Origin of the sequence: Burkholderia aenigmatica, assembly GCF_902499175.1 — a bacterium.
GTDB classification, from domain to species: domain Bacteria; phylum Pseudomonadota; class Gammaproteobacteria; order Burkholderiales; family Burkholderiaceae; genus Burkholderia; species Burkholderia aenigmatica.
The window spans coordinates 36,674-61,858 of sequence record NZ_CABVQC010000036.1; the positions used below are offsets into that span (position 1 = coordinate 36,674).

Genomic DNA, 25,185 nt, shown 5'->3' on the forward strand with positions numbered 1-25,185 from the left:
CTGCGACCAATGCCGGGCGGGGTCCGGATGTGCCGAACGGTGCCGGCATGCCGCGCCCAATCGGGCGGCAGTCGATATCAGGAGAATGTCGATCGCGGACGAACGCCACCGATCGGTGTGACCAATTCGATCACCGCGCGGATGCGGAGCGCGGCGAGTCGGCCACGCGCGCTTGCCGGGAGATACGTCCCCGCATCCCCCGGGCACCTTCGAGCGTCAGTGGCTTTGCGCAGGTGTGAACACGCCGCGAAAGCGCATCTTCCCGGACGCGAGGCGGTCATAGGCTTCGGTCGCCTGGTCCAGCGAGAATGTCTCGACGATCGGCTTGACCTTGCCTTTGGCGGCAAGGTCCAGCACTTCGCTCAGGTAGCGCAAGCCGCCATGCGTGGAGCCGATGACCTGCTGGCGCATCATGTGGAACGGCTTGCGCTGCGACGCGATCGAGAACGGCTTGCTGAAGTCGAGCCCGCAGAGGATCACCCGGCCGTCGACTCGCACGCCCGTCATCGCTTCCTCTGCAGTACTGAACTCGTTGGTCGTGACCAGCAGGACATCCGCGCCGCCCAGGTCGCGAAGCTCCGCGCCGTTTGCGACGACCCGGTCCGCACCCAGCCCGATGGCGAGGTCGCGCTTGTCAGCCGAATGCGTGATCGCGATGGTCTCGAAGCCGCACGCGCGGGACAGCTGCAGCGCCACGTGCCCCAGTCCGCCGATGCCGAGCACGGCCACCTTCTCGTGCGGTTGCGGCGCCGCATCGCGCAAGCCGCTCCATGTCGTGTAGCCCGCGCACATCATCGGCGCGGCATCGACATAGGCCAGCCCGTCGGGCAACAGCACCGTGCCCTCGGCCGCGACGGCGATGTACTCCGCATGTCCGCCCTGCGATGCGAACCCGGTGGTCCGCGGCGCATCACAATTCACGGCCGTCTGACCGGAAAGCGGGCGATGTTCGCGACAGTACGGGCAGCGCCCGCATGCGGATTGCACCCACGTCGTGCCGATCCGGTCGCCCACCCGGCGCGCATGCACGCCCGCGCCCACTTCGACGATTTCGCCGACCACCTCGTGGCCCGGTGTCTGCGGGTAGATGTCCCCGCCGTAGCCCTGCGTTGCCCACACGTCCGTGTAGCACATCCCGGACGCATGCACCTTCACCAGCACCTGCCCGGGACCGGCTTCCGGCACCGGCACTTCCTGCACTTCCCAGGGCCGGTTGGCCCCCGTCATCACGATCGCCTTCATCTTCATTGCCCGCTCCTTGTTCAACCGAACGCAGGGCCTAGTCTAGAAAAGGCGCATTATCATGACAATCTCGCCAATCTTTATGTCACGATGAAATCAGCTCATCAATTGAAAAGCGGCGATCTCTTCTCGCTCAATGTGTTCCTCGCCGCGGCGACTCACCTCAGCTTCCGCACGGCATCGGTCGAGCTCGACGTCACGCCGTCGGCGATCAGTCATTCGATCAAGAGCCTCGAGCAGCGCCTGGGGGTACGCCTGTTCAATCGCACCACGCGCAGCGTGTCGCTGACAGACGCCGGCGAGCGGCTCGTCGACAAGCTCCGCCCGGCGATCTCGTCGGTTGCGGAGGCGATGCTCGCAGTCGACGAGATGCGCGACACACCCAGCGGCACCGTGCGCATCAACGCCAGCGAAGGGGCGATCCGCCTCGTGCTGAAACCGGTGCTCGCACGCTTCCTGCGCGACTACCCGCAGGTCCACCTCGACATCGTGACGGACGGCAAGCTCGGCGACATCGTCGCCGGCGGATTCGACGCGGGGATCCGGCTGGCCGAAGCCGTGCCGCAAGACATGATCGCGGTGCGCGTGTCCGATCCGGTGCGATTCGCCGCCGTCGCGTCGCCGGCCTATTTCGCCGCGCGCGGCCGCCCCGACGTGCCGCAGGATCTGGACCGGCATGACTGCATCCGCTTCCGCTTCGATAGCGGTGCGATCTACCGCTGGGAGTTCGAGCGCCGCGGTGTCGTCGAAACGGTGAACGTCCGCGGCCCGCTCACGCTGACCGACCAGCCATTGATGGTCGACGCCGCGATCGACGGGATCGGGATCGCATTCGTGCCCGACCATCTCGTCTGCAATGCGCTGGCCGACGGGCGTCTCGAACGCGTGTTGGCCGACTGGTGTCCGGTCATGCCGGGGCTGTGCCTGTATTACTCCGGTCATCGCCATGTTTCGGGCGGGTTGCGTGCGCTGATCGACATGGTGCGGGTTCGGCCGGCAGATGCCGCCCCGGAAAGCGGCACGGCCGGGCACGCCGAGCGATGATGCGACACGGCGCCCGCTTTCCGCACGTTCAGATGCGGCTGCGGTACGACCGAAGCCGCACAAGCTGCAACACCGATCCAAGCACGAAGATGCCCAGCCACGCGGCGAGCGATCCGCGCACGACGGGGGATGCCGGGCCATTCGCAAGCGGGTGACCGATCGGCAGCCGCGTCAGCGTCTCGTTGATCCCGGGAACCAGCAACAGAAAGAAGCTGAACGAGAATGCGAACTGGGCCAGGTACGGCCGTGCACGCCCCAGCGCTTCGATGCGCGAAACGAGGAACCCGCCCGATATCGCGATCAGCGCCAGGATGCCGAGTGCATGCCCGGCATTGAAGCCGCCGGTACTGGACAAGCCGAACGACGTGAACACGGATATCACCATGCCTGTGACGTAAATCCTGGCGGACCGGGTCGCGTTGTCGATCTTCCGATACCGGGCGAAGCTGTAGAGGCCGGCGGCAATCGTCACCAGGCTGACGAGGGTGTGACCGGCACCCAAAGCGGAAATGGGATGAGGCATAAGACGACGACTCCTTCTGACAATGTTGGCCCCGGTCGCCGCGACTCCGGCGACACCGACGGCGCAAGGAAGCATTCATGCGGCGTTGCATTTCGCTTTCCCCGCGTGCAGCCAGATTGTCCCGATCGTTCGAACCGTCCGGGATCGGTCAAATGACCGACCCCGGACAGCGTCACGCAACGGGGCGCACGCGCCCGCGTCGCGTATGATCGTTCGCTCGTCCCTGCGATTTTCCGAGCCGAGCCTGATGTTCGACGCCGAAGCCAGCCACGCCGCACTGCGCATATTCGATTCCGTGAGGGCCATCGCCTTCATCGGCGATCTGAGCATGGGACAGCCGACCGACCATTCGCTTCGCACCGCGTGGCTGGGTATACGACTCGCAGACGCGGCCGGACTGGGCGCATCGGCGTGCGATACGGTTCGCGAGGTGTCGCTGCTTCGCTGGTCGGGTTGTACGGCGAACGCAGCAGGTTTCGCGCACGTGTTCGGTGACGACATCGCGATCCGCACGGCGATGCTCGAGAACAGGCCCGGCATGGCCGAGGCAATCGGAAACGCCGCTGCATCGATGACCCAACTCGCGCAGATTCACTGCGAAGTAGCTGGCGAGGTCGCGCGAATACTCGGGCTTTCAATGGCGACCGAAACGGCGCTGCGTCACATTTTCGAGGCCTGGGACGGCAGCGGGCTCCCTGCGCAGCTCGCACGCGAACACGTACCTGCAGCCGTGCCGGTCGTCGCGCTTGCCGGCGATCTGGAAGTACTGAGTCGCACGTATGGCGTCGAGCGGGCACTGGGACTCATCGGGCAGCGTGCCGACTCGCGGTATCCGTCGCACCTCGTCACGACGACGATACGTCACGCGCAAGCCTGGCTGACGGAACTGGAACGCACGTCGCCGGCCGAGTTCGACATCGCACTGGCGACCTCCGATATGCAACGGATGACATCCGCTGAACTGATCGCCGACATCGTCGACCTGAAATTGCCGTGGATGACGGGCTTTTCGCGTGCGGTCGCCATGACGGCGGCCGGGTGTCATGCGCGGCTCAAACCGGATGACGCCGGGCGTTCGCTGGTCTACCAGGCCGGACTGATTCACGGTATCGGCAAGGCAGCCGTACCCAACGACGTATGGAACCTGCCCACGGCGTTGCCGGCAAGCGCGTGGGAAAAGGTGCGGCTGGTACCGTACTGGACGGAACGCGCCGGCAAACAGTCCGGCGCGCTGCGCCACGCCGCCCTCCTTGCATCGCATGCTTACGAACGGCTGGACGGTTCGGGGTATTTTCGCGGCTCACACACGCCTGCGCTGTCACTGGAGGCTCGCGTGCTGGCAGCATCCGTCGCGTGGGTCGCATTGCGATCGCCACGCCCCTGGCGCGCCGCGCTGACCGACGACGCGGCCGCCCGTCTGCTGAGGGACGAGGCCTCGCACGGCCGGCTATGCGGCGAAGCGGTCGGTGTGCTTACGTCGGCAGGCATCCCCGTCGCCAGACGCGCATCCAGAAGTGCACCGTCCGGTGCCGGCCTGTCCGCGCGAGAGATCGACGTGCTGCGCGTCATCTCGCGCGGCGCGAGCAACAAGGAGGCCGCGCGGGAATTGACCATCAGTCCGAGCACGGTGCGCACGCACATCGAAAGTGTGTTTCGCAAGCTTGGCTGTTCGACGCGCGCGGCAGCGACGCTCAAGGCATCGGCAATGGGCCTGATCTGAAGGAACGTGGTTGCGCCGGCCCGCGGTTTACCTCGACGAAACTATTCGCCCGGCACGATGTCCGGTACGCCGCCCGACTGAATCGTCGTTTGCAGTACCGTGCAGATCTCGTCGTGCAGCAGAGTCCTGTACTGCACCGGGTCATTGGCAAGCGGAATCTCCCTGTTGTCCATCCTGTTCTCCCGTGCAGATCGACTGCGGGTTGCCCTTCGACTCGCAGGCGGACCACCACCATCCCGTCATCAGAAAGTAGATGGCGCCCATCGCCTCGCTGGAAAGCAACGCCCCTACCAGGGCGGATCGTGCGGCGCTGGAAAGCGTTCCCCATCGCGCACCGCCCGCCTTCCCGCGGCGAATGGCATGACCGAACCGAATGGCTCCCGACGGAATGGAAGATTCCCAATGCTCGGGGCAGCCAGCCCGCAATCGCAACGATGATGCATTGACGAGCCGACATTGCAATCATCCCCCAGGAGTTCCCGTGCGTCGTGCGTCGGTGTGAGCCTGAATTCAGTTGCCAGGACTTCAGCGCCGCTCGTTGAGTGATGATCGTGGCCTGCAACGGGCCTCGACGACATCGGTCGAATGACCGACCCGCCTGAAGACCATCGTTACAAGTATCGAGCACGCAGCGCATGTGGAAGATGCATGCTTCGATTGGCAATCGCATCCGACTCAACGCCACAAAAAACAAAAAACCCGCGAGCGCTAGGCTTCTCGCGGGCTTTCGACCTTTCGTCGCATCGCCGTGAAAGCGATCGTGGTGCCGGGGACCGGACTCGAACCGGCAAGCCAGTTAAGGCGGCGGATTTTCGTCACACTGCTTCTTTCAAAGCCGGCGTCGCGTGCGCGATGCCGTTCGTGCGCTGGACTATGCCTTCACCGTCACGCGCGGGCATAATCGCTGCCCGTGCGCCTTAGGCGCCCCCCGTCTAGTCTCTACACCTTCCTCGCGGATACCGCGAGGCTTGGCTCGGCGTTGCCTCGATGCGCGCATCAGGGGTTTCACCGAATTTGAAGGGTTCTGCACCGACCGTTTCCGACCGGGCACTCAATCGTTTAAGTCCGCTATGTTTACCAATTTCATCACCCCGGCAAGAGGGCGGACGCGATTCTACCATTGCTCGCGCCCCCCTTCTTCATTTGTTCCGTCGTTGATTGCCCGACCGGCGACGCGCTGCCACGGCAACGTCCCGAGACCGATCCGGTCCGGTGAATCATCGCCCCACGCAACGGTACCGATGCCTGCCGGCACGATCGGCCGCGCGTTCGATCGCATACGCCTTACATCCGGAAAATGAAAGGCTTCGATTTCGCCTGACATACGCATGCGCGACCGACGCAGCAGATGCTCCGATTTCCGACGGAATTTCGAGACGCAGGCGATTCGCCACATTGCGTTAAGCCCGCCTTAAGCAACGCCGTGATAGCCGATTCCGGCGTTGCGAACGGCACGCCGCACGTTCGTGATTTTTTCACCGAAACGAAATATGTGCGCCTTAGCCTGACACGCGCCCATGTAACCAGCGGTAATAGATCAACCCGATTCGGTCGGCACGAATCATTCGTTCAGGAAAACGAAATGTTTAGAAAGCCTCTGTTCATTGCGATGTCGGCATCGGTCTTTCTTGCGGCATGCGGTGGAGACGATGCGACCTCGACCCCCGGTATCGCACCGGCCAATACGGCGGCCGTGCCGAACACGGCCACCGCGTCCGGCTACGCGCTGTCCGTGTTCGCGAAAGCGCCGGTCTCCACCGACAAGCCCGACTCGATCGTCCAGTTCAACGACACCGTCTTCATCGGCTACCAGAAGGCCGGGGACGTCAAGGACGGCTCGGTCCCGGGGCTGACCAACGATGTCGTGCAGTACGACCTGGGCGGCAACGCGCTCAAGACTTACTCGGTGCCGGGGCACGTCGACGGCCTGATGGCGCGCGCCGATACCAACACGCTCTGGGCGATGGCCAACGAAGACGGCAATCCCGAGCTGACGATCATCGACCTCAAGGCCGGCACGCAGAAGACCTACGCGCCGACCGTCAATCCGACCGCGCACGGCGGCGGCTACGACGACATGCAACTGCTCAACGGCAACGTCTACGTGAGCGCGTCGAACCCCGCGACGCCGGGCACCGCGCCGACGGTCGTCCAGCTCACGCTGAACGCCAACGGCACGACGTTCGACGTCGCCCCCGTACTGGCCGGCAACGCGCAGGCGACCGACCTGACGCCGTCGGTCGGCGGTTCACCGAATCCGACCTACAACCAGCCGGTCACGCTGGCCCTGACGGACCCGGATTCCGAAGCGATCGATACGGCCGGCGACCTCGTCCTCGACAGCCAGGCCGACGGCAAGCTGGTGTTCATCCACAATCCGGGCGCAAGCCAGAGTGTCAGCGTGCTGACGCTCACGCTCTTCAACGACAAGGACGGCCCCGTGTATCCGGTCGACGATACCCGCTGGGTGCCGGCACCCGGGCCGCAAAACAAGACCTTCATGTTGTTCACCGACGCAAACAACACCACGTACCGCGTCGATGCCGCATTCAGCCAGGGCGACGCATACAGCGCCGGCCAGGGCCAGGTGATGAAGCTCGATCCGAAGACCGGTCACCTGACGCCGATCGCAACGAGCGTCGGCAACGCGTCGGCGCTTCAGGATCCGCACGGCATGCTGTTCGTCGCGCTGTAACGTCCGTCGGTCCTTGCGTACCGTCCGCCGCCCGGGTCGACGGACGGTACGCGGGCCACGCGATTCGGGCGTCGCCGTTCTTCGCGCGCGCCCACCCCGCTATCGCGCCGACAGACACGCCTGCATCGATCCTTCGCCACAAACCGCCTCACACGCCCCCACGACCCGCCGTTCCGCCGCTACAATCCACGCTTGGTTTCGCGAGCGCTTTCGTCATACGAGCCCGCGCGCGCTGTCCGATGTGCCCCCTTCACGCGTCATCGGCAGGTCACAAACGTTTTCGATAATTTTCCGGCCGAAAACGTTTACATCGCGCTACCACATGACCTCGACCATCAAGGACGTCGCTGCCCTCGCGGGCTTCTCGATCGCCACCGTCTCGCGCGCGATCAACGCGCCGCATACCGTCAGCCCCGCCACGCTGCAAACGATCCGCACCGCGATCGACACACTGCAGTTCCGCCCGAGCCCGCTCGGCCGGCAACTGCGCGGCGAACGCACGCGGCTCGTCGGCGTCGTCGTGCCGACGTTGTCGAACCCCGTGTTCGCCGACTGCCTGCAAGGCATCGACGAACTCGCGACCGCGGCCGGCTTCAAGCTGATCCTGATGACGACCGAATACGATGCGGCACGCGAGCGTCATGCGATCGAGACGCTGCGCGAGCAGCGCGTCGAAGGGCTGATCCTCACCGTCGCCGACGCGGACACGCACCCGCTGCTCGACATGCTCGACCGCGACGGCCCGCACTACGTGCTGATGCACAACGACACGCAGCGCCGCCCGTCGGTATCGGTCGACAACCGCAGCGCCGCCTACGACGGCGTGCGGCTGCTGACCGCGCGCGGTCATCGTCGCGTGCTGATGCTGGCCGGCTCGCTCGCCGCGTCGGATCGGGCGCGCCAGCGTCATCTCGGTTATGCGCAGGCGCTCGAGGAAAGCGGCGTCGCCACGCTGCCGCCGGTCGAAGTCGATTTCAACGCACCCGAATTGCCCGACGCGGTGCTTGCGCATCTCACCGCGCACGCGACGCGTCCGACCGCCCTCTTCTGCAGCAACGACCTGCTCGCGATGGTCGTGATGCGCGGCCTGCGCCGCGCGGGTTTCTCGATCCCGGACGACCTGTCGGTGCTCGGCTTCGACGGCATCGCGATCGGCGAACTGCTCGCGCCGCCGCTCGCGAGCGTCGCGACGCCGAACCGCGACATCGGCCGCCACGCGTGGCAGCGTCTCGTCGAATGCATCGGCGGCGCAGCCATCGAACGCACGTCGCTGATCCTGCCGCACGTGGTGCGCGACGGCGCGACGGTCGCCCCGCCGGCCACCGACCTGCAATTGCGCCAGGCCTGAACCCGGGCGCCGCACCGCCCCGTACACAACACCACCACCCCAGCGCCTCACCCTCGCCCGGAGACCAACCGTGTCCTTTCGCCTGACCTCGCTGCTGCGTGCGCTTGCCGCGCCGCTCGCCTGCGCCGCGCTCATCGCCGGCGCGCCCGCCGCCCATGCCGACGAAACGGCGATCTGCTACAACTGCCCGCCCGAATGGGCCGACTGGGCCGCGCAGATCGCGGCGATCAAGCAGAAGACCGGCATCCGCGTGCCGTTCGACAACAAGAACTCGGGCCAGTCGATCGCGCAGCTGATCGCCGAGCAGAAGAGCCCGGTCGCCGACGTCGTCTATCTCGGCGTATCGTCGGCGTTCCAGGCGAAGGACAAGGGCGTGATCGCGCCGTACAAGCCCGCGCACTGGAACGACATTCCCGCGAACCTGAAGGACCCGCAAGGCTACTGGTTCGCGATCCACTCGGGCACGCTGGGCTTCTTCGTGAACAAGGACGCGCTCGACGGCAAGCCGGTGCCGCGCTCGTGGGCCGATCTGCTGAAGCCTGAATACAAGGGCATGGTCGGTTATCTCGATCCGTCGAGCGCGTTCGTCGGCTATGCGGGTGCGGTCGCCGTGAACCAGGCTCTCGGCGGCAGCCTCGACAACTTCAAGCCGGCGCTCGACTGGTTCAGGAAGCTGAAAGCGAACGCGCCGATCGTGCCGAAGCAGACCGCGTATGCGCGCGTACTGTCGGGCGAGATTCCGATCCTGCTCGACTATGACTTCGACGCGTATCGCGCGAAGTACAAGGACAACGCCAACGTCGAATTCGTGATTCCGAAGGAAGGCACGATCGCGGTGCCGTACGTGATGAGTCTCGTGAAGGGTGCGCCGCACGACGCGAACGGCAAGAAGGTGCTCGACTTCGTGCTGTCCGACGAAGGCCAGAAGCTGTGGGCCAACGCATACCTGCGTCCGGTACGCGCACAGACGCTCGGCGCCGACATCGCGTCGAAATTCCTGCCGGCGAGCGAATATGCCCGCGCAAAATCGGTCGACTTCGGCAAGATGGCGGCCGGCCAGCAGGCATTCGGCCAGCAGTACCTGCAGGTGATGCAGTAAGCCGCAGGACGCAACCGATGCTCGACCTGACTTTCCCGCTGCGCTGGCGCGTCGCACTCGTCGCGCCGGCGCTCGCGGTGTTCGCCGCGTTCTGGCTGCTGCCGATGGCGGCGCTCGTGCAGGTGTCCGCCGACGGCGCGTTCTTCTCGCACTACGCGGCGCTGCTCGGCAATGCGCGCTACATGAAGAGCCTCGGCGAGACCATCGCGCTGTCCGCGGGCGTCACGCTCGCGACGCTCGTGCTGTCGACGATCTCGGGCCTCCTGCTCGCGCGCCGCGACTTCGCGGGCAAGCGCGTGCTGCTCGCGCTGCTGACGTTTCCGCTTGCGTTCCCGGGTGTCGTCGTCGGCTTCATGGTCATCATGCTCGCCGGCCGGCAGGGGCTGATCGGCATGCTGTCCGCGAAGCTGACCGGTGACAAGTGGGTATTCGCGTACTCGGTCGCGGGCCTGTTCATCGGCTACCTGTACTTTTCGATTCCGCGCGTGATCGTCACCGTGATCGCGGCCGCGTCGAAGCTCGACGCGTCGCTCGAGGAAGCCGCGCGCTCGCTCGGCGCATCGCCGTGGCGCATCTTCGTCGACATCGTGCTGCCCGCGCTCGCGCCGGGCCTGATCGCGGCCGGCGCAATCTGCTTCGCGACCGCGATGGGTGCGTTCGGTACTGCGTTCACGCTCGCCACCGACCTGAACGTGCTGCCGATGACGATCTATACCGAGTTCACGCTGAATGCGAACATCGCGACGGCGGCCGGCCTGTCGATCGTGCTCGGCATCGTCACCTGGGCCGTGCTCGCGCTCGCGCGCCGCTTCACCGGCCACACCGCCGCCGCCGCGGCCTGAGGATTCCCGCATGCAATCGCTTTCCGGCTCTTCCGCGCCGTCGCCTTCACCGGCACCCGCTCCCGCCCAGGCGACCGGCGTCGCGCGCCGCGCGCCGCGCTTCACGGGCGCGCGCGCGATCGCCGCGCTGCAATGGGGCATCACGCTGCTGCTGTGCGCGTTCCTGATCGTGCCTGTCGTGATGTCGGTGCTCGCGGGCCTCACCGTCAACTACTTCCGAGGCCTGTCGAGCGGCCTCACGTTGCGCTGGCTCGAACAGGTGTGGCAGCAATATCACGGCTCGATTGCGCTGTCGCTTTACGTCGCGTTCGCGACGCTCGCGATCGTGCTCGTCGTCGGCGTGCCGGCCGGCTATGCGCTCGCGCGCAGCAAGAGCCGCGTCGCGCGCGCGATCGAGGAAGCGCTCGTGCTGCCGGTCGCGCTGCCCGGCCTCGCGTCCGCGCTCGCGCTGCTGGTCGTGTACGGCGGCTTCACCGCGTTCCGGATGAGCCTGTGGTTCATCGTCGTCGGCCACGTCGTGTTCACGCTGCCGTTCATGGTGCGCGCGGTCGCGGCAGTCGCAGCCGGTGCCGACCTGCGCACGCTCGAAGAAGGTGCGGCGAGCCTCGGTGCGTCGTTCGTCACGCGCTTCGTCACGATCGTGCTGCCGAACCTGCGCCCCGGCATCGTCGCGGGTGCGCTCGCGGTGCTCACGCTGTCGATCGGCGAATTCAACCTCACGTGGATGCTGCATACGCCCGACACCAAGACACTGCCCGTCGGGCTCGCCGATACGTATGCGTCGCTGCGCCTCGAAGTCGGCAGCGCGTACACGATCCTGTTCCTGCTGATGACGCTGCCGCTGCTCGTCGCGATGCAGTGGCTCGGCGTCGATCCGTCCGGCACGCGCGCGCTCAAGAAGCGCCCGCGCTGATTTTTCCGCAGACATGAAACTCGATTCCACTCCCATCACCCTGACCCGCTGCGCGAAGACGTTCCGCGGCACACGCGTGCTCGAACCGCTCGACCTGTCGATCGGCGCGGGCGAAACGCTCGTGCTGCTCGGGCCGTCCGGCTGCGGCAAGACGACGACGCTGCGCCTGATCGCGGGCCTCGACACGCCGGACGCCGGCGGCACGATCGCGTTCGGCAATGACGACGTGACGCCGCTGCCGATCGAGCGCCGGCAGGTCGGCATGGTGTTCCAGAACTACGCGCTGTTTCCGAACCTGACGGTGCGCGGCAACGTCGGCTACGGGCTGAAGATCCGCAAGACCGAGCCGCGCGCGCTGCGCGAGCGCGTCGACGAGCTGCTCGCGATGATGCGGCTCGACGCGCATGCGGACAAGCCGATCGACCAGCTGTCGGGCGGCCAGCGCCAGCGCGTCGCGCTGGCCCGCGCGCTGGCGGTGCGGCCGCGCGTGCTGCTGCTCGACGAACCGCTGACCGCGCTCGACGCAAAGCTGCGCGACACGCTGCGGCGCGAAATGAATGCGCTGCTGCGCGAACTCGGCGTGACGACGGTCTACGTGACGCACGACCAGGCCGAGGCGATGGAGCTCGGCGACCGGATCGTCGTGATGGGCGCGGGCCGCATCGAGCAGATCGGCACGCCGCGCGACATTTACTACCACCCGGCGAGCCGCACGGTCGCGCAGTTCATCGGCACGCTGAACCGGCTTGCCGGGCAATGGCGCGACGGCACGCTGGTGACCCCGGGCGGCGCGATCGCGACGCCGCACGCCGCCGACGAGTGGTTCTTCCGCCCCGAGGATGCGCAGCTCGCCGATCCCGCGCATGCGCCGCTGCGCGGCGCGGTCAGTGCGTGCGCGTTCCTCGGCGAGCGCACGCGGCTCACGATCGAGCACGCGGCACCCGACGCGCTCGTGATCGACGTGCCGGGCCGCATCGCACTCGCACGCGGTACGGCTGTCGGCCTCACGATCGCACCGGAAGGGCTGATCGCACTCGGTGCGTAACCCGTCATTCGGGCATCATTCATGCAGCACCCCACCGCGGCGCACGACGACGCCGCGACAACAATCAGACGATTCCGAGGAACGACGATGCTGCTTGCTCAAATCAGCGATCTCCACATCAAGCGTCCGGGCCAACTCGCATACCGGCGCGTCGACACGGCGGCCGCGCTCGCGCGCTGCATCGCCAGGCTGAACGCGCTCGTGCCGCGCCCCGACGCCGTGCTCGTCACCGGCGACCTGACCGACTTCGGTCACGATGAAGAGTACGGCAACCTGCGCGGGCTGCTCGCGACGCTCGAGATTCCGTACTACCTGATGATCGGCAATCACGACGACCGCGCCGGGTTGCGCCGCGCGTTTGCCGATCGCGCCGAACTGCAGGACGGTGAATTCGTGCAGTACGCGCTCGACGTCGGCGCGGTGCGCGTGCTCGCGCTCGATTCGCAGGTCCCCGGCGCCAGCTACGGCGACCTGTGCGACGCACGGCTCGCCTGGCTCGCCGCGCAGCTCGACGCCGCGCGCGACCGGCCGGTGATCGTCGCGCTGCATCACCCGCCGTTCGTGTCGGGGATCGGCCACATGGACAAGCTGCGCCTCGCGCCCGCCGCTTCTGCGAAACTCGACGCGCTGCTGCGCGGTCATCCGAACGTCGAGCGCGTGCTGTGCGGCCACGTGCATCGCACGATGTTCACGCGCTTCGGCGGCACGCTCGCGTCCGCGGTGCCGTCGCCGGCGCATCAGGTCGCATTCGACCTGCGAACCGATGCGCCATCCGCATTCCGGCTCGAACCGCCGGCGTTCGCGATCCATTGCCATGCGCCCGATACGGGGATGACGTCGCATCACGTGTACGTCGATGAAGGCGCCGGGCCTTATCCGTTTTACGAACCGACGGGGGAGCTGGTCGACTGACGCGATGAAGCGCGCACGATGACGGGCGGCGGCCGGCCGGGTGCGCTGGTTGGGCCGGCTTGGCCGATTTGCCCCCGTCCGGCAGGATTCACGTCGCTCCGGTATGATCGGCAGCCTTGACCGGCGCCCTGCCCGCCTGCGCACCCGACGCGTGCGCCGCGCGCTGCGCCGCCCCACTCTGTCCGCGCAGCCATGTCCACCGCCTCCACCGACCGTCCGACCGACGCCGCCTCGCCCCACTATTCGCGCAGCCTGCTGTTGCTGCTCGCGACGATCGCGGGCGTGTCCGTCGCGAACATCTATTACAACCAGCCGCTGCTCGACAGCTTCCGCTCGGCGTTTCCCGACGGCGCGTCCTGGATCGGCGTGATACCCACCGCGACGCAGCTCGGCTATGCGGCCGGCATGTTCCTGCTCGCGCCGCTCGGCGACCGCTTCGACCGCCGCGGGCTGATCCTGATGCAGATCGCCGGCCTGTCGATCGCGCTGATCGTCGCGGCCACCGCGCCGTCGCTGGCCGTGCTCGCCATCGCGAGCCTCGCGATCGGCGTGCTCGCGACGATCGCGCAACAGGCCGTGCCGTTCGCCGCCGAGATCGCGCCGCCCGCCCAGCGCGGGCATGCGGTCGGCACCGTGATGAGCGGCCTGCTGCTCGGCATCCTGCTCGCGCGGACGGCCGCCGGCTTCGTCGCCGAGTATTTCGGCTGGCGCGCGGTGTTCGCCGCATCGGTCGCGGCGCTCGTCGCGCTCGCCGCCGTGATCGTGCTGCGGCTGCCGCGCAGCTCGCCGACGTCGACGCTGCCGTACGGCAAGCTGCTCGGCTCGATGTGGCATCTGGCGGTCGAACTGCGCGGATTGCGCGAGGCGTCGCTGACGGGCGCCGCGCTGTTCGCGGCGTTCAGCGCGTTCTGGCCGGTACTGACGCTGCTGCTCGCCGGCGCGCCGTTCCATCTCGGCCCGCAGGCAGCCGGCCTGTTCGGGATCGTCGGTGCGGCGGGTGCGCTCGCGGCACCGTACGCGGGCCGCTTCGCGGACAAGCGCGGCCCGCGCACGATCATCTCGCTCGCGATCACGCTGCTCGCGCTGTCTTACGTGATCTTCGCGTTGTCGGGCACGAGCCTCGTCGGGCTCGTGATCGGCGTGATCGTGCTCGACGTCGGCGTGCAGGCCGCGCAGATCTCGAACCAGTCGCGCATCTACGCGCTGAAGCCCGAGGCACGCAGCCGCGTGAACACGGTGTACATGGTGTGCTATTTCATCGGCGGCGCGCTCGGCTCGTCGGCCGGCGTCGCCGCGTGGCGCGGGTTCGGCTGGCTCGGTACGTGCGCGGTCGGGCTGCTGTTCACCGCGCTCGCCGGCTGGTTCCACTACCGCGGCGGCCAGCGCGACTGAGCGCCGCCGGCCATGGCAAGGTCACGCGTCGGCGCGGGGCGCGGCCGGTTCGTCGACCTGCGGCTGCGCGAACGCCGGTGGCGGGTCGATCACGGCAGCGGGATCCACCACGGCGCCCGGTGCCGGCACGGCCAGCGGAACGGCGGAAGGCGCGAGAATGGGCGCCGCCTCCGGCATTGCGATCTGCTCGGGTGCGGCGGACGACGCACCCGCCGTCGCCGCCGGCTCGGTAGCCGCTGCCGACGAACTCACAGCCGCGGCGGCCGCCGCGGGCCGGCGCGCCGGATCGAACACGAACGACAATCCGACACTGCCGAGGATCGCGACGGTCGCGACCACCGTCGCCATCGTCACGGGTTCGCCGAGCAGCAGCGCACCGAGCGCAACCGCGACGATCGGGTTCACGTACATGCAGCTGCTCGCGATGATCGGGCTCGTGTGGCGGATCAGGTAGCCGTACGCGACGTACGCGGCCATCGTGCAGAACACCATCAGGTACAGGAATGCGAACACCGGCCCCACCATCAGGTGCTCGATGCGCTCGCCGACCAGCCACGCGACGAGCGTCGAGATCATGCCGCCAAGGCCGATCTGCAGCGACGTCGACAAAAACAGGTCGGACGGCAGCTTGAGCCGCGTCGCGAGATGCGCGCCGCCGGCCCAGAACAGTGCGCCGGCCAGCACGCAGATCGTGCCGAGCGCTGAATTCTGCGCGGCGGCACCGCCCGAATTCAGCACGACGATGCCGACCATCCCGAGCGCGACGGCCGACCATTCGCCTTTCGTGACCGGCCGCCCGGCAACCGCCGCGATCACGGTCGCGAACAGCGGCACCGTGGCCACCATCACCGCGGCCGAGCCGCTGCTGACCAGACTGATCCCGAGCGCGATCGTGCCGGACGACAGCGCAACGAGCATCGTGCCGACGATCCCCGCGTTGCGGATTTCGAGCAGCGTCGGCCATTCGGGCTTGCGCCGCAGCGCGAAGATGAACAGGCCGATCCCGCCGAGCAGGTTGCGCAGCCCAGACAGCAGCAGCGGCGGGAACGACTGCAGCGCGAAATGCAGGCCGCTGTAGGTCGAACCCCAGACGAAATAGATGAAGACGAGCGCCAGCGCCACGCGGCCGCCGCGGCTTTGCGGCAGGCGGATCCGGAACGAGAAGCGGGCGAAGAAATCGAGGAGACGGTCGAGCGGCGTCATCGTGCGGCCTGCCCGCACGTCACGCCGCGTGCTCCGCTGAAAGACGCCGGCGATGCCGGCAAACGGCCCTGGCGGGACCGGGAAGGCAGAGCGAACGTGCGGAACGACATGACAGTGCGAACGGCGACGAAAAAGAACCGGCAAGCGGCGGCAGAGGGACAAAAAAAACGCGCGCAACCGCTTCGGCTGTGCACGTTCGGCATTATGGCATCAAGGATTCGAAAGCATCGTCGGACCTGTCTGAAAGGATCACGAATGATGTTTCCGCGCGACATTTTCCGGCCGGCGGACCGGTGAAATCGGGGCCGGATACGCGTCGCGCATGCGTTGCCGATTCCGCTTCGCCCCGCCATCCAGGGCAGTTCGTCGCGATCGAACCAGGCATCGGCCGAACGGCCAGTCCTGCACGCCGGCCAGCGCTTCCCCCTTATCGTGACGGTCGCCCCACGCGCCTCCCGCCCTGCGCGGCCTTCCTTCGAAACCCGCACCACCCATACAAAATTTTGTATAGTCCAACCATTCTTCCGCCGAAGCCTGTCGTTTTCGTCGGCAGCGCGCTAGCCGATCTTCGCGGCTTTCCGCTGCCCGCGCGACGCGAAGCCGGCCACCAGATCGACCAGGTGCAACGCGGGCTGGCGCCCGACGACTGGAAGCCGATGCGCACCGTCGGCGTCGGCGTGCGGGAAATTCGCCTGCGCGATGCGAGCGGTGCGTTCCGGATCATTTACGTCGCGACATTCGCCGACACCGTCTACGTGCCGCACTGCTTCCGGAAGCAATCGGCGCGCACGACCCGGGCCGATATCGAACTGGCCGCCCGGCGCTACCGCGCGCTGACGATGGAGAGGAAACGATGACCAACGAGCGTTATTCAAGCGTCTGGGACGCAATCGAGGGCCAGCCGGCCGAAGCCGAGAACATGAAGCTGCGATCCGAACTGATGATCGCGCTCAAGCAGCGCATCGCGCAGCTCGAGCTCAGTCAGGCCCAGGCCGCGAAACAGCTGGGTGTCACGCAGCCGCGCGTCTCCGACCTGATGCGCGGCAAGATCAACCTGTTCGGGCTCGACGCGCTCGTGAACATGGCGGCGGCTGTCGGCCTGCGCGTCGACCTCCAGGTACGCGAATCCGCGTGACGCGTCACATGCGATGCCCGATGCATCTCGGCACGCGCATGCGCCGCCACCGCGTGCCACGCACCGCTCACGATCCGCCGAACCAGTTGTACCCCTGGTCGACCCAGTAGCCGCCCGGAAACGTATCGGTCACAAAGATCTCCATGATGTGCTTCGGGTTCTTGTAGCCAAGCTTGGTCGGCATCCGCAGCTTCATCGGGAAGCCGAATTCCGGCGGCAACCGATGGCCGTCGTAGTCGAACGCGAGCAGCGTCTGCGGATGCAGCGCGGTTGGCATGTCGATGCTCTCGTAGTAATCGTCCGCGCACTTGAAGCCGACGTACTTCGCCCGCGTATCGGCACCGGCGCGCGCGAGAAACGCGCCGAACGGCGTGCCGCCCCAGCGGCCGATCGCGCTCCACCCTTCCACGCAGATATGCCGCGTGATCTGTTCCGCGTGCGGCAGCGCATACAGTTCGTCGAGCGTCCACACGCGCTTGCCCGTCACGCGGCCGGACAGCACGAGCCGATACGTCGACGCGTCGACGTGCGGCACGTCGTCGATTCCGTAGTACGCGTTGAACGGGAACGGTCGCGTGATATCGGCTTCGGTGTAGGTCGGCGCGAGCCGCTCGCCGCTGAACAGCCACGCCTGCACGCGGTCGTTCATGCGCGACACCTTCTCGAGGAACGTGTTGACCGACGCGTCGTCCTTCAGCGTGCAGCCGGTCAGCATCGTCAGGCCGCCGATCGTCAGCACGCGCCGGTTGAACAGCCGCCGCGACGGCATCTCGAGCTCGCGGCGCACGTCGAGTTCGAGCGACTTCCGGTCGAGCGTCCAGCGCGAACCGTCGCGCTTGTATTCGGATTCCGACATGATGATTTCCTTCACCCGAAGTTGACGGGTCAGCGCCCGCGCAGCATCGCGAGCAGCGAGCGCGGCACCAGCAGTGCCATCGCGACGTGAACGACAAAGAATGCGACGAGCAGCGACATCGCCCAGAAGTGCACGACACGCGCGTTGTCGTAGCCGCCGAACAATTCGCGCAGCAGCGGAAATTGCACGGATTTCCAGATCGTGAGTCCGGACAGCACCAGCACGACGAGATCGACGATCGCGGTCAGGTAGGCGGCACGCTGCACCGCGTTGTAGACGCTCAGGTCGTCGTGCGACAGCCGCCCGCCCAGCGCGGCACGGATGTCGCGCCAGATCGACGCCGGCGTGACGGGCAGCATCTTGCGCGCGAGGCGCCCCGTCGCGATCGACATCGTCAGGTAGAACAGCCCATTGAAGACGAGCAGCCACATCGCCGCGAAATGCCATTGCAGCGCACCGCCGAGCCAGCCGCCCAGCGTGATGCCATGCGGAAACGTGAACGGCGGATAGATCGGCGACGCGTCGTAGATGCGCCAGCCGGACAGCACCATCAGGATCGCCGCGAGCGCGTTGAGCCAGTGGCTCGCGCGCACCCACAGCGGATGGATCGGGCGCGCGGGCGGCGTGGCGGCCGCGCGGCCGGTCGCAGGAACGGTTTGCATGATGAAGTCTCCCGGAATGGGTCGACGAAACACGATGCGGGCGGGCGGCCGCCGTGCGACGCACGCGCCGGCCGCGCCGCGTCCGCCTCCGTCAGTTCGACGGCGCCATCTTGTCGCCGGACGGCTTGCCCATCTCGTCGTGCGACATCGCGCCCTTCTTCATCGCGTCTTTCTTCATCGCATGCTTCTTCATGCCGTCCTTCTTCATCGCGTCGTGGCCCATTGCATCCTTGGCCATCGCGTCGTGGCCCATCGCGTCCTTCGACATCGACGAGCCCGGCTGCGACATCGCGTCGTTCTGCGCATACGCGCCCGTGGCGATCGTGGCGAAAGCGGCAACGCAAGCGGCAATCAGACCTTTTTTCATGACATCTCTCCAAAACATGGGTTTAAGGAGCCGAATAGACGGACGACGTCGCGGGAAATGACAGCCGCTGCGAAATTTTTTTTAAGGTTGCGCGAAAGCGCGTCATGCTGCACCGCTTCGCCGTTGCCGGCCAGGCCGGGAGGCCATGCGGCGGCGACGCGCGCTGCCATTTCGACGGGCCATCGTACCGCCCGCCATGCTGCGGCCGCACCGGGGCAGCCGATCCTCTCCCGGTTGAAACCGCCGCCAAGCCAGTGTATCGTGTGCCCTGCTAACGCGGGGGTCCTGCAATGCGTTCGGTCAAACAACCGGCATTGCGGGTGAGAAATACCCTTTGAACCTGATCTGGATAATGCCAGCGCAGGGAAGCGTACGGATTTCGCCGCCATCCTTCTGACGAAATCCGCCGCCTCACCAAGCCTCGTCTCCTGCTTAGCTCGAGCCCCACATACGTCAAGGGCTCCGGGCAAGCGCCGAAGCGCCTGTCCGGCGCTCACACAGGAGATTGCATGAACGCCAATCCGAAGTTTCTGTCCGCCGACGCTCATGTCGATGCCGCGGCCGTCGCCCCGCTGCCGAATTCCCGCAAGGTTTATGTCACCGGCTCGCAGCCCGACATCCGCGTGCCGATGCGTGAAATCACGCAGGCCGACACGCCGACCGGCTTCGGCGGCGAAAAGAATCCGCCGATCTACGTGTACGACACGTCGGGCCCCTACACCGATCCGGACGCGAAGATCGACATCCGCGCAGGCCTGGCCGCACTGCGTCAGGGCTGGATCGAGGCACGCGGCGACACCGAAGTGCTCGGCGGCCTGTCGAGCCAGTACGGCCTCGAGCGCGCGGCCGATCCGGCCACCGCCGACCTGCGGTTCCCGGGCCTGCACCGCAACCCGCGCCGCGCCCAGGCCGGCAAGAACGTCACGCAGATGCACTATGCGCGCCAGGGCATCATCACGCCGGAAATGGAATACATCGCGATCCGCGAGAACCAGCGCCGCGCCGAGTACCTCGAGAGCCTGAAGGCAAGCGGCCCGAACGGCGCGAAGCTCGCCGCGATGATGGGTCGCCAGCACCCGGGCCAGGCGTTCGGCGCAGCGGCCTTCGGCGCGAACGCACCGGCCGAGATCACGCCGGAATTCGTGCGCTCGGAAGTGGCGTGCGGCCGCGCGATCATCCCCGCGAACATCAACCACCCGGAATCCGAGCCGATGATCATCGGCCGCAACTTCCTCGTGAAGATCAACGCGAACATCGGCAACTCGGCCGTCACGTCGTCGATCGGCGAGGAAGTCGACAAGATGACGTGGGCGATCCGCTGGGGCGGCGACACGGTGATGGACCTGTCGACCGGCAAGCACATCCATGAAACGCGCGAGTGGATCATCCGCAACAGCCCGGTGCCGATCGGCACGGTGCCGATCTACCAGGCGCTCGAAAAGGTCAACGGCAAAGCTGAAGATCTGACCTGGGAAATCTTCCGCGACACGCTGATCGAACAGGCCGAGCAAGGCGTCGACTACTTCACGATCCATGCGGGCGTGCGCCTGCAGTACGTACCGCTCACCGCGAACCGGATGACCGGCATCGTGTCGCGCGGCGGCTCGATCATGGCGAAGTGGTGCCTCGCGCATCACAAGGAAAGCTTCCTGTACGAACACTTCGAAGAGATCTGCGAGATCATGAAGGCGTACGACGTGAGCTTCTCGCTCGGCGACGGCCTGCGTCCCGGCTCGATCTACGACGCGAACGACGAAGCGCAGCTCGGCGAGCTGAAGACGCTCGGCGAACTCACGCAGATCGCATGGAAGCACGACGTGCAGGTGATGATCGAAGGCCCCGGCCACGTGCCGATGCAGCTGATCAAGGAGAACATGGATCTCCAGCTCGACTGGTGCAAGGAAGCGCCGTTCTACACGCTCGGGCCGCTGACCACCGACATCGCGCCGGGCTACGACCACATCACGTCCGGCATCGGCGCCGCGATGATCGGCTGGTTCGGCACTGCGATGCTGTGCTACGTGACGCCGAAGGAACACCTCGGCCTGCCGAACAAGGACGACGTGAAGGAAGGCATCATCACGTACAAGCTCGCCGCGCACGCCGCCGATCTCGCGAAGGGCCACCCGGGCGCGCAGGTGCGTGACAACGCGCTGTCGAAGGCGCGCTTCGAGTTCCGCTGGGAAGACCAGTTCAACATCGGCCTCGATCCGGACAAGGCGCGCGAATTCCACGACGAAACGCTGCCGAAGGATTCGGCGAAGGTTGCACACTTCTGCTCGATGTGCGGCCCGCACTTCTGCTCGATGAAGATCACGCAGGACGTGCGCGAGTTCGCGGCGCAGCAGGGCGTGTCGGAAACCGAAGCGCTGAAGAAAGGGATGGAAGTGAAGGCAGTCGAGTTCGTGAAGACCGGCGCCGAAATCTATCACCGTCAGTAAGTGCACGCGGTGATCCGGCGATCCTCGCCGGATCATCTCGCGATTCGCGATGTACGAAGCCCGCTTTCGAGCGGGCTTTTTTGCGCATGTCGCATGCCGGCCTGCGCACCGGGAAACCACCGGAAACAATTCATTACGAAACCGCGCGAGCCTTAACAAGTCCTTACAGCAGCGTCGGGGGGCGGCGCGTAGATTGGGTTCATGCGCGGCCGCCGGCCGGTCGCGTGTCCTCCGTTCACAACCGCAAGGACAACGATCATGAATTCGATACGGCGTATTGGGGTATGCGCGCTGCTCGTCGCGACCGTGGCCAGCCTGTCGGCCTGTGACTCGATGACGAGACGCCAGCGCGACACGGCAATCGGTGCAGGTGTCGGCGGCGTCGCCGGCGCGGCGATCGGCGGCAGCGCGCTGTCGACGCTGGGCGGCGCGGCGGCCGGCGGCATCATCGGCAACCAGGTCGGCAAGTAAGCGGCGACGCGCGCCGCGACAGTCAACCAGACGGCGTTTTCGCGGTGCGGAAGCGCCGCTTTCGCATGCGGCGCCGCAACGTGACCGGCAGCCTGCACGGAAATGATCCGTTACCGTTTTGCACACCGTGTCATCGGCGCGCGGCCTAAGCTTAAGCATCTGCCGATTGCCGGCTCCGCCGGAGAGACATCATGAACAGGACCCTCGTCGCAGCGGCGCTCGCCTGCGTGACGCTCGCCGGCTGCTACTACCCGTACGGCTATTATCCTGGCGGCTATTACACGGCTGCACCGGTGCAGCCGGCCCCCGTCTACGTCGATCCGGGCCCCGCCTATTACTATCCGGCACCGGCCTATGCACCTGCGTGGGGCGGCTATTGGGGCCCGGCGCTGTCGCTCAATTTCGGCTTCGGCGGACGCGGCGGCTGGCGCCATCATTGATCGGGCGCGACCGCCGGCTGGCGGCCGCCCCGCGCCGGCAACCGGCCACACTCCCGTTTCTTGCCATTTCATCGAATCGTGAAACGACGGGGTGGTAACGGGGTGTAAGATTCTCCGCATCCGTTCCCCGCCCTTCACGATCGATGTCCCCCAAGAACGCCCTTCTGCTGACCGTGCTCGCTGCCCTGTGGGGTGCGTCGTTCCTGTTTATCCGGATCGGCGTCGTCGATCTGGGCGTCGCGCCGTTGATGGCGTTGCGCGTGGGTATCGGCGCGCTGTTTCTCGCGGGCTTCGCGCTGACGCGCTTCAAGCCCGCCGATCTCGGCGCCCGGCTGCGCCGTCACGCATGGCCGTTGTTCGTCGTCGGTGCGCTGAACTCGGGCATCCCGTTCTGCCTGTTCGCGTTCGCCGAATTGACGCTGTCGGCCGGCGTGACGTCGGTGATCAACGCGACGACGCCGCTGTGGGGCGCGCTCGTGGCCTATCTGTGGTTGAAGGACAAGCTGTCGCTGCCGCGCGTGCTTGGCCTCGTGATCGGTTTCGCCGGCGTGCTCACGCTCGTGTGGAACCAGATCGCGAGTGCGCACGGCGAAACGGGCGCGACCGCGACCGCGCTCGCCGCCGCCGCGGCGCTCGGTGCGACGCTGCTGTACGGCATCGCAGCCAATTACGCGAAGCGCAAGTTGACCGGCGTCGATCCGCTCGTCAACGCGACCGGCAGCATGATCGGCTCAACCATCCTGCTGCTGCCGTTCGCGATCGCCACCTGGCCGGCCGCACCGGTCGGCGCACACGCATGGGGCTCGGTGCTCGCCCTCGGCGTGGCCTGCACGGGCATCGCGTATTTCATCTACTTCTACCTGATCGCGCATGTCGGCCCCGCCCGCGCGATTACCGTGACGTTCGTGATCCCCGTGTTCGGCCTGTTGTGGGGTGCGCTGTTCCTCGGCGAACACGTGACGGCCGTGATGATCGAAGGCTGCGCAATCGTGCTCGTCGGCACCGCGCTCGCGACCGGCGCGATCAAGCGGATTCCCGGGATCCGGCCGCGCAGCGGCGAAGCGACCTGACGATTCATTCGGGCGCACGCACCGCCGTCGGTCGGGCCGCGATGCCTGACGACCGGGCGCCAACCGTTTTCCGCCACGCTGCGAATGGCGCCGCAGCGCGGCCGGTATTCCTCTGACGGCGACATTCGCTCGCCACGTTCGCACGTCACCGCGCACCCCATGCCGCTGGATTGCCATGTGCGGCGGCGATGCCCTCTTTCACTTCGCGGTGGTCACGCGTCGCGCGCATGCGAGCGGCGCCAGCCGCATACCCGTGTGCGTCTGGAGTTTCCCTGATACGCGAGCGGCCCCATTCCCGTTACACTCCGAACACTTACCCGCAGAAGGCGGCCTCGATGTCCCACGTCCTTTCGCGTCCGCCCGCGCGTGCGACTGCTTCAGCGTGGCGGCGCGCTGCCGCTCCTCCGCTCGACCCCGGGCACCGTTGACATGAAGCCCGCCCGCGATCTCTCGCTCGACTCCCTGCTCGAACGCCTCACGCCGACGCCCGGCGGCTGGCTCGCCACCTATCGCACCACGACGCTGCGCAGCGTGTTCCAGCCCGTGTTGTCGATCACGCACAAGCGGGTCGTCGGTTACGAGGCGCTGCTGCGCGTCGTCGACGCGAACGGCGCGCTGATCTCGCCCACCGCGCTGTTCGACAAGACGCGCGCCGACGCCGACGCGCTGCTGCTCGACCGGCTCGCGCGCTGCCTGCACACGGCCAACTTCGTCGCGCAGGGCATCGGCGACGGCTGGCTGTTCCTGAACGTCACGCCGCGCGTGCTCGACACGGGCCTCGTGCAGCGCGAATTCGTCGAGGCGCTGTGCCGGCATTTCGCGCTACCGCCGAACCGCATCGTGCTGGAAGTCGTCGAACAGCCCGCGCGTGACGAAGCCGCGCTCGCCCGCACGATCGACATGATCCAGCATCGCGACTTCCTGATCGCGATCGACGATTTCGGCACCGGATTCTCGAACTTCGACCGCGTGTGGCGCGCGCGCCCCGACATCGTCAAGCTCGATCGCTCGCTCATCGTGCGCTCGACCGGATCGGCCGATGATCGCCGCATCCTGCATCATCTCGTGTCGATGCTGCACCAAGCCGGCGCGATGGTGCTTGCCGAGGGCGTCGAGAACGACGACTCGCTGCAGGCGCTGATGGACGCCGACATCGATTTCGTACAGGGTTTCCAGTTCGGCCAGCCCGATGCATCGATCGCATATGCCAGCGCGGCGGCACCCGCCATGCTCGACGCCGCGTGGCAGCGCTTCATCGCCCGCCGGCATACGCCGGTCGTCGCCGAGCAGCCGGGCTTCGACGCGATCGAACGGCTCGTGCTCACAGGCGCGGCCGCGTTTTCCGCGAGCGGCAACCTGCAGGACGCCGCGCAACGCGTGTTCGCGGTGCCGGCCGCGCGCCGCGTGTTCGTCACCGACGAGACCGGCGAGCAGTTCCTGCCGTCGATCGGCGCGCGCACCGACGACGGCCAGGCGGGCGTCACCCGCCTCGCACCGCTCTTCCCGGAAACGCACAGCAACTGGTCGCGGCGCCCGTATTTCCAGCGTGCGATCGCCGCACCCGGACGCGTCGCGCTGATGGGCCCGCACTTCTCGCTGACGGAAGGCCGCGACTGCTATACGGCCGCCGTCGCGATCCGCGCGCAGAGCCGGCTCGTCGTGTTCTGCGTCGATTTCGTGCTCGACAGCGCAGGAACCGTCATGCGGTAACGAGCACGACGGCGGGCGATCGGCTGTCGCACGCATCGTTCGTTCGCTCATCGAT

General features: G+C 66.9%; 24 protein-coding genes and 1 riboswitch. Of the genes, 17 read left to right on the top strand and 7 right to left on the bottom strand.

The window, feature by feature from the left end; all coding sequences use genetic code 11:
• Nucleotides 1-216 precede the first annotated feature (216 nt).
• Nucleotides 217-1,248 (bottom strand): alcohol dehydrogenase catalytic domain-containing protein, encoded by a 1,032-nt coding sequence (locus BDO18943_RS24325; protein ID WP_175024370.1) that lies wholly within the window; start codon nucleotides 1,246-1,248, stop codon nucleotides 217-219.
• A gap of 84 nt (nucleotides 1,249-1,332) precedes the next feature.
• On the opposite strand from BDO18943_RS24325, the gene BDO18943_RS24330 reads away from it, so the two are divergent.
• Nucleotides 1,333-2,286, top strand: a complete 954-nt coding sequence (locus tag BDO18943_RS24330) for a LysR family transcriptional regulator (protein WP_175024371.1) — start codon at nucleotides 1,333-1,335, stop codon at nucleotides 2,284-2,286.
• A 28-nt stretch (nucleotides 2,287-2,314) separates the two neighbouring features.
• On the opposite strand, the gene BDO18943_RS24335 is transcribed toward BDO18943_RS24330, so the two are convergent.
• Nucleotides 2,315-2,809, bottom strand: a complete 495-nt coding sequence (locus BDO18943_RS24335; protein ID WP_175024372.1) for a hypothetical protein — start codon at nucleotides 2,807-2,809, stop codon at nucleotides 2,315-2,317.
• A gap of 247 nt (nucleotides 2,810-3,056) precedes the next feature.
• Between BDO18943_RS24335 and BDO18943_RS24340 the strand changes: the two genes are divergently transcribed.
• Nucleotides 3,057-4,529, top strand: coding sequence for an HD domain-containing phosphohydrolase (locus BDO18943_RS24340; protein WP_175024373.1), 1,473 nt, complete (start codon nucleotides 3,057-3,059; stop codon nucleotides 4,527-4,529).
• Nucleotides 4,530-4,570: 41 nt separating this feature from the next.
• On the opposite strand, the gene BDO18943_RS42985 is transcribed toward BDO18943_RS24340, so the two are convergent.
• A complete protein-coding gene (locus BDO18943_RS42985; protein WP_260865376.1) occupies nucleotides 4,571-4,702 on the bottom strand; it encodes a hypothetical protein in 132 nt (43 codons plus the stop codon).
• Nucleotides 4,703-6,111: 1,409 nt separating this feature from the next.
• Between BDO18943_RS42985 and BDO18943_RS24345 the strand changes: the two genes are divergently transcribed.
• The 8 genes from BDO18943_RS24345 to BDO18943_RS24380 all read left to right on the top strand — a co-directional run bounded on the left by BDO18943_RS24345 (nucleotide 6,112) and on the right by BDO18943_RS24380 (nucleotide 14,775).
• Nucleotides 6,112-7,224: a hypothetical protein gene (locus BDO18943_RS24345; RefSeq protein WP_175024374.1), complete on the top strand. Its 1,113-nt coding sequence runs from the start codon at nucleotides 6,112-6,114 to the stop codon at nucleotides 7,222-7,224.
• A gap of 322 nt (nucleotides 7,225-7,546) precedes the next feature.
• The gene (locus tag BDO18943_RS24350) at nucleotides 7,547-8,572 is read left to right on the top strand and encodes a LacI family DNA-binding transcriptional regulator (RefSeq protein ID WP_175024375.1); all 1,026 of its coding nucleotides are present in this window, start codon (nucleotides 7,547-7,549) and stop codon (nucleotides 8,570-8,572) included.
• Between the two features lie 70 nt (nucleotides 8,573-8,642).
• Complete coding sequence (locus tag BDO18943_RS24355; RefSeq protein ID WP_043182161.1) at nucleotides 8,643-9,671, top strand: ABC transporter substrate-binding protein; 1,029 nt, start codon at nucleotides 8,643-8,645, stop codon at nucleotides 9,669-9,671.
• A 17-nt stretch (nucleotides 9,672-9,688) separates the two neighbouring features.
• Nucleotides 9,689-10,513, top strand: coding sequence for an ABC transporter permease (locus tag BDO18943_RS24360; protein WP_175024376.1), 825 nt, complete (start codon nucleotides 9,689-9,691; stop codon nucleotides 10,511-10,513).
• Between the two features lie 10 nt (nucleotides 10,514-10,523).
• Nucleotides 10,524-11,426 (top strand): ABC transporter permease, encoded by a 903-nt coding sequence (locus BDO18943_RS24365; protein WP_175024377.1) that lies wholly within the window; start codon nucleotides 10,524-10,526, stop codon nucleotides 11,424-11,426.
• Nucleotides 11,427-11,439: 13 nt separating this feature from the next.
• A complete protein-coding gene (locus BDO18943_RS24370; RefSeq protein ID WP_175024378.1) occupies nucleotides 11,440-12,471 on the top strand; it encodes an ABC transporter ATP-binding protein in 1,032 nt (343 codons plus the stop codon).
• A gap of 87 nt (nucleotides 12,472-12,558) precedes the next feature.
• Nucleotides 12,559-13,383, top strand: coding sequence for a phosphodiesterase (locus tag BDO18943_RS24375; RefSeq protein WP_175024379.1), 825 nt, complete (start codon nucleotides 12,559-12,561; stop codon nucleotides 13,381-13,383).
• A 192-nt stretch (nucleotides 13,384-13,575) separates the two neighbouring features.
• Nucleotides 13,576-14,775 carry an MFS transporter gene (locus BDO18943_RS24380; RefSeq protein ID WP_175024380.1) on the top strand — a complete coding sequence of 400 codons (1,200 nt, stop codon included), beginning with the start codon at nucleotides 13,576-13,578 and terminating at the stop codon, nucleotides 14,773-14,775.
• A gap of 21 nt (nucleotides 14,776-14,796) precedes the next feature.
• Here BDO18943_RS24380 and BDO18943_RS24385 read toward each other — a convergent pair whose 3' ends face one another.
• A complete protein-coding gene (locus tag BDO18943_RS24385; protein ID WP_175024381.1) occupies nucleotides 14,797-15,978 on the bottom strand; it encodes an EamA family transporter in 1,182 nt (393 codons plus the stop codon).
• Nucleotides 15,979-16,481: 503 nt separating this feature from the next.
• Between BDO18943_RS24385 and BDO18943_RS24390 the strand changes: the two genes are divergently transcribed.
• Nucleotides 16,482-16,835 carry a type II toxin-antitoxin system RelE/ParE family toxin gene (locus BDO18943_RS24390; protein ID WP_175024397.1) on the top strand — a complete coding sequence of 118 codons (354 nt, stop codon included), beginning with the start codon at nucleotides 16,482-16,484 and terminating at the stop codon, nucleotides 16,833-16,835.
• Nucleotides 16,832-17,113: a helix-turn-helix domain-containing protein gene (locus BDO18943_RS24395; RefSeq protein ID WP_043182145.1), complete on the top strand. Its 282-nt coding sequence runs from the start codon at nucleotides 16,832-16,834 to the stop codon at nucleotides 17,111-17,113. Before BDO18943_RS24390 ends, BDO18943_RS24395 begins: the two co-directional genes overlap by 4 nt.
• Nucleotides 17,114-17,180: 67 nt before the next feature.
• On the opposite strand, the gene BDO18943_RS24400 is transcribed toward BDO18943_RS24395, so the two are convergent.
• The 3 genes from BDO18943_RS24400 to BDO18943_RS24410 all read right to left on the bottom strand — a co-directional run bounded on the left by BDO18943_RS24400 (nucleotide 17,181) and on the right by BDO18943_RS24410 (nucleotide 18,998).
• Entirely contained in the window at nucleotides 17,181-17,969 is a 789-nt protein-coding gene (locus BDO18943_RS24400) for a molybdopterin-dependent oxidoreductase (protein WP_043182143.1), read from the bottom strand.
• Between the two features lie 29 nt (nucleotides 17,970-17,998).
• Nucleotides 17,999-18,631, bottom strand: coding sequence for a cytochrome b/b6 domain-containing protein (locus BDO18943_RS24405; RefSeq protein WP_175024382.1), 633 nt, complete (start codon nucleotides 18,629-18,631; stop codon nucleotides 17,999-18,001).
• Nucleotides 18,632-18,722: 91 nt separating this feature from the next.
• The gene (locus tag BDO18943_RS24410; protein WP_175024383.1) at nucleotides 18,723-18,998 is read right to left on the bottom strand and encodes a pentapeptide MXKDX repeat protein; all 276 of its coding nucleotides are present in this window, start codon (nucleotides 18,996-18,998) and stop codon (nucleotides 18,723-18,725) included.
• A gap of 268 nt (nucleotides 18,999-19,266) precedes the next feature.
• Nucleotides 19,267-19,383, top strand: a riboswitch (TPP riboswitch).
• A gap of 124 nt (nucleotides 19,384-19,507) precedes the next feature.
• Between BDO18943_RS24410 and thiC the strand changes: the two genes are divergently transcribed.
• From thiC to BDO18943_RS24435, 5 genes are all read left to right on the top strand, one after another.
• Entirely contained in the window at nucleotides 19,508-21,439 is a 1,932-nt protein-coding gene (gene thiC / locus BDO18943_RS24415) for a phosphomethylpyrimidine synthase ThiC (RefSeq protein ID WP_048024440.1), read from the top strand.
• A gap of 258 nt (nucleotides 21,440-21,697) precedes the next feature.
• Nucleotides 21,698-21,910: a glycine zipper 2TM domain-containing protein gene (locus BDO18943_RS24420; protein ID WP_043182137.1), complete on the top strand. Its 213-nt coding sequence runs from the start codon at nucleotides 21,698-21,700 to the stop codon at nucleotides 21,908-21,910.
• Nucleotides 21,911-22,101: 191 nt separating this feature from the next.
• Nucleotides 22,102-22,350, top strand: a complete 249-nt coding sequence (locus tag BDO18943_RS24425; protein WP_043182136.1) for a hypothetical protein — start codon at nucleotides 22,102-22,104, stop codon at nucleotides 22,348-22,350.
• Between the two features lie 143 nt (nucleotides 22,351-22,493).
• Nucleotides 22,494-23,420, top strand: a complete 927-nt coding sequence (locus BDO18943_RS24430) for a DMT family transporter (protein ID WP_089450200.1) — start codon at nucleotides 22,494-22,496, stop codon at nucleotides 23,418-23,420.
• 429 nt (nucleotides 23,421-23,849) lie between these two features.
• Complete coding sequence (locus BDO18943_RS24435) at nucleotides 23,850-25,130, top strand: sensor domain-containing phosphodiesterase (RefSeq protein WP_175024384.1); 1,281 nt, start codon at nucleotides 23,850-23,852, stop codon at nucleotides 25,128-25,130.
• Nucleotides 25,131-25,185 lie beyond the last annotated feature (55 nt).

Coding starts and splice junctions, on each gene's coding strand:
- BDO18943_RS24430 (WP_089450200.1), top strand. CDS start 22,494: ATGTCCCCCAAGAACGCCCTTCTGCTGACCGTGCTCGCTGCCCTGTGG.
- BDO18943_RS24410 (WP_175024383.1), bottom strand. CDS start 18,998: ATGAAAAAAGGTCTGATTGCCGCTTGCGTTGCCGCTTTCGCCACGATC.
- BDO18943_RS24435 (WP_175024384.1), top strand. CDS start 23,850: ATGAAGCCCGCCCGCGATCTCTCGCTCGACTCCCTGCTCGAACGCCTC.
- BDO18943_RS24340 (WP_175024373.1), top strand. CDS start 3,057: ATGTTCGACGCCGAAGCCAGCCACGCCGCACTGCGCATATTCGATTCC.
- BDO18943_RS24420 (WP_043182137.1), top strand. CDS start 21,698: ATGAATTCGATACGGCGTATTGGGGTATGCGCGCTGCTCGTCGCGACC.
- BDO18943_RS42985 (WP_260865376.1), bottom strand. CDS start 4,702: ATGGACAACAGGGAGATTCCGCTTGCCAATGACCCGGTGCAGTACAGG.
- BDO18943_RS24330 (WP_175024371.1), top strand. CDS start 1,333: ATGAAATCAGCTCATCAATTGAAAAGCGGCGATCTCTTCTCGCTCAAT.
- BDO18943_RS24425 (WP_043182136.1), top strand. CDS start 22,102: ATGAACAGGACCCTCGTCGCAGCGGCGCTCGCCTGCGTGACGCTCGCC.
- BDO18943_RS24370 (WP_175024378.1), top strand. CDS start 11,440: ATGAAACTCGATTCCACTCCCATCACCCTGACCCGCTGCGCGAAGACG.
- BDO18943_RS24400 (WP_043182143.1), bottom strand. CDS start 17,969: ATGTCGGAATCCGAATACAAGCGCGACGGTTCGCGCTGGACGCTCGAC.
- BDO18943_RS24325 (WP_175024370.1), bottom strand. CDS start 1,248: ATGAAGATGAAGGCGATCGTGATGACGGGGGCCAACCGGCCCTGGGAA.
- BDO18943_RS24385 (WP_175024381.1), bottom strand. CDS start 15,978: ATGACGCCGCTCGACCGTCTCCTCGATTTCTTCGCCCGCTTCTCGTTC.
- BDO18943_RS24350 (WP_175024375.1), top strand. CDS start 7,547: ATGACCTCGACCATCAAGGACGTCGCTGCCCTCGCGGGCTTCTCGATC.
- BDO18943_RS24335 (WP_175024372.1), bottom strand. CDS start 2,809: ATGCCTCATCCCATTTCCGCTTTGGGTGCCGGTCACACCCTCGTCAGC.
- BDO18943_RS24405 (WP_175024382.1), bottom strand. CDS start 18,631: ATGCAAACCGTTCCTGCGACCGGCCGCGCGGCCGCCACGCCGCCCGCG.
- BDO18943_RS24365 (WP_175024377.1), top strand. CDS start 10,524: ATGCAATCGCTTTCCGGCTCTTCCGCGCCGTCGCCTTCACCGGCACCC.
- BDO18943_RS24395 (WP_043182145.1), top strand. CDS start 16,832: ATGACCAACGAGCGTTATTCAAGCGTCTGGGACGCAATCGAGGGCCAG.
- thiC (WP_048024440.1), top strand. CDS start 19,508: ATGAACGCCAATCCGAAGTTTCTGTCCGCCGACGCTCATGTCGATGCC.
- BDO18943_RS24380 (WP_175024380.1), top strand. CDS start 13,576: ATGTCCACCGCCTCCACCGACCGTCCGACCGACGCCGCCTCGCCCCAC.
- BDO18943_RS24345 (WP_175024374.1), top strand. CDS start 6,112: ATGTTTAGAAAGCCTCTGTTCATTGCGATGTCGGCATCGGTCTTTCTT.
- BDO18943_RS24375 (WP_175024379.1), top strand. CDS start 12,559: ATGCTGCTTGCTCAAATCAGCGATCTCCACATCAAGCGTCCGGGCCAA.
- BDO18943_RS24360 (WP_175024376.1), top strand. CDS start 9,689: ATGCTCGACCTGACTTTCCCGCTGCGCTGGCGCGTCGCACTCGTCGCG.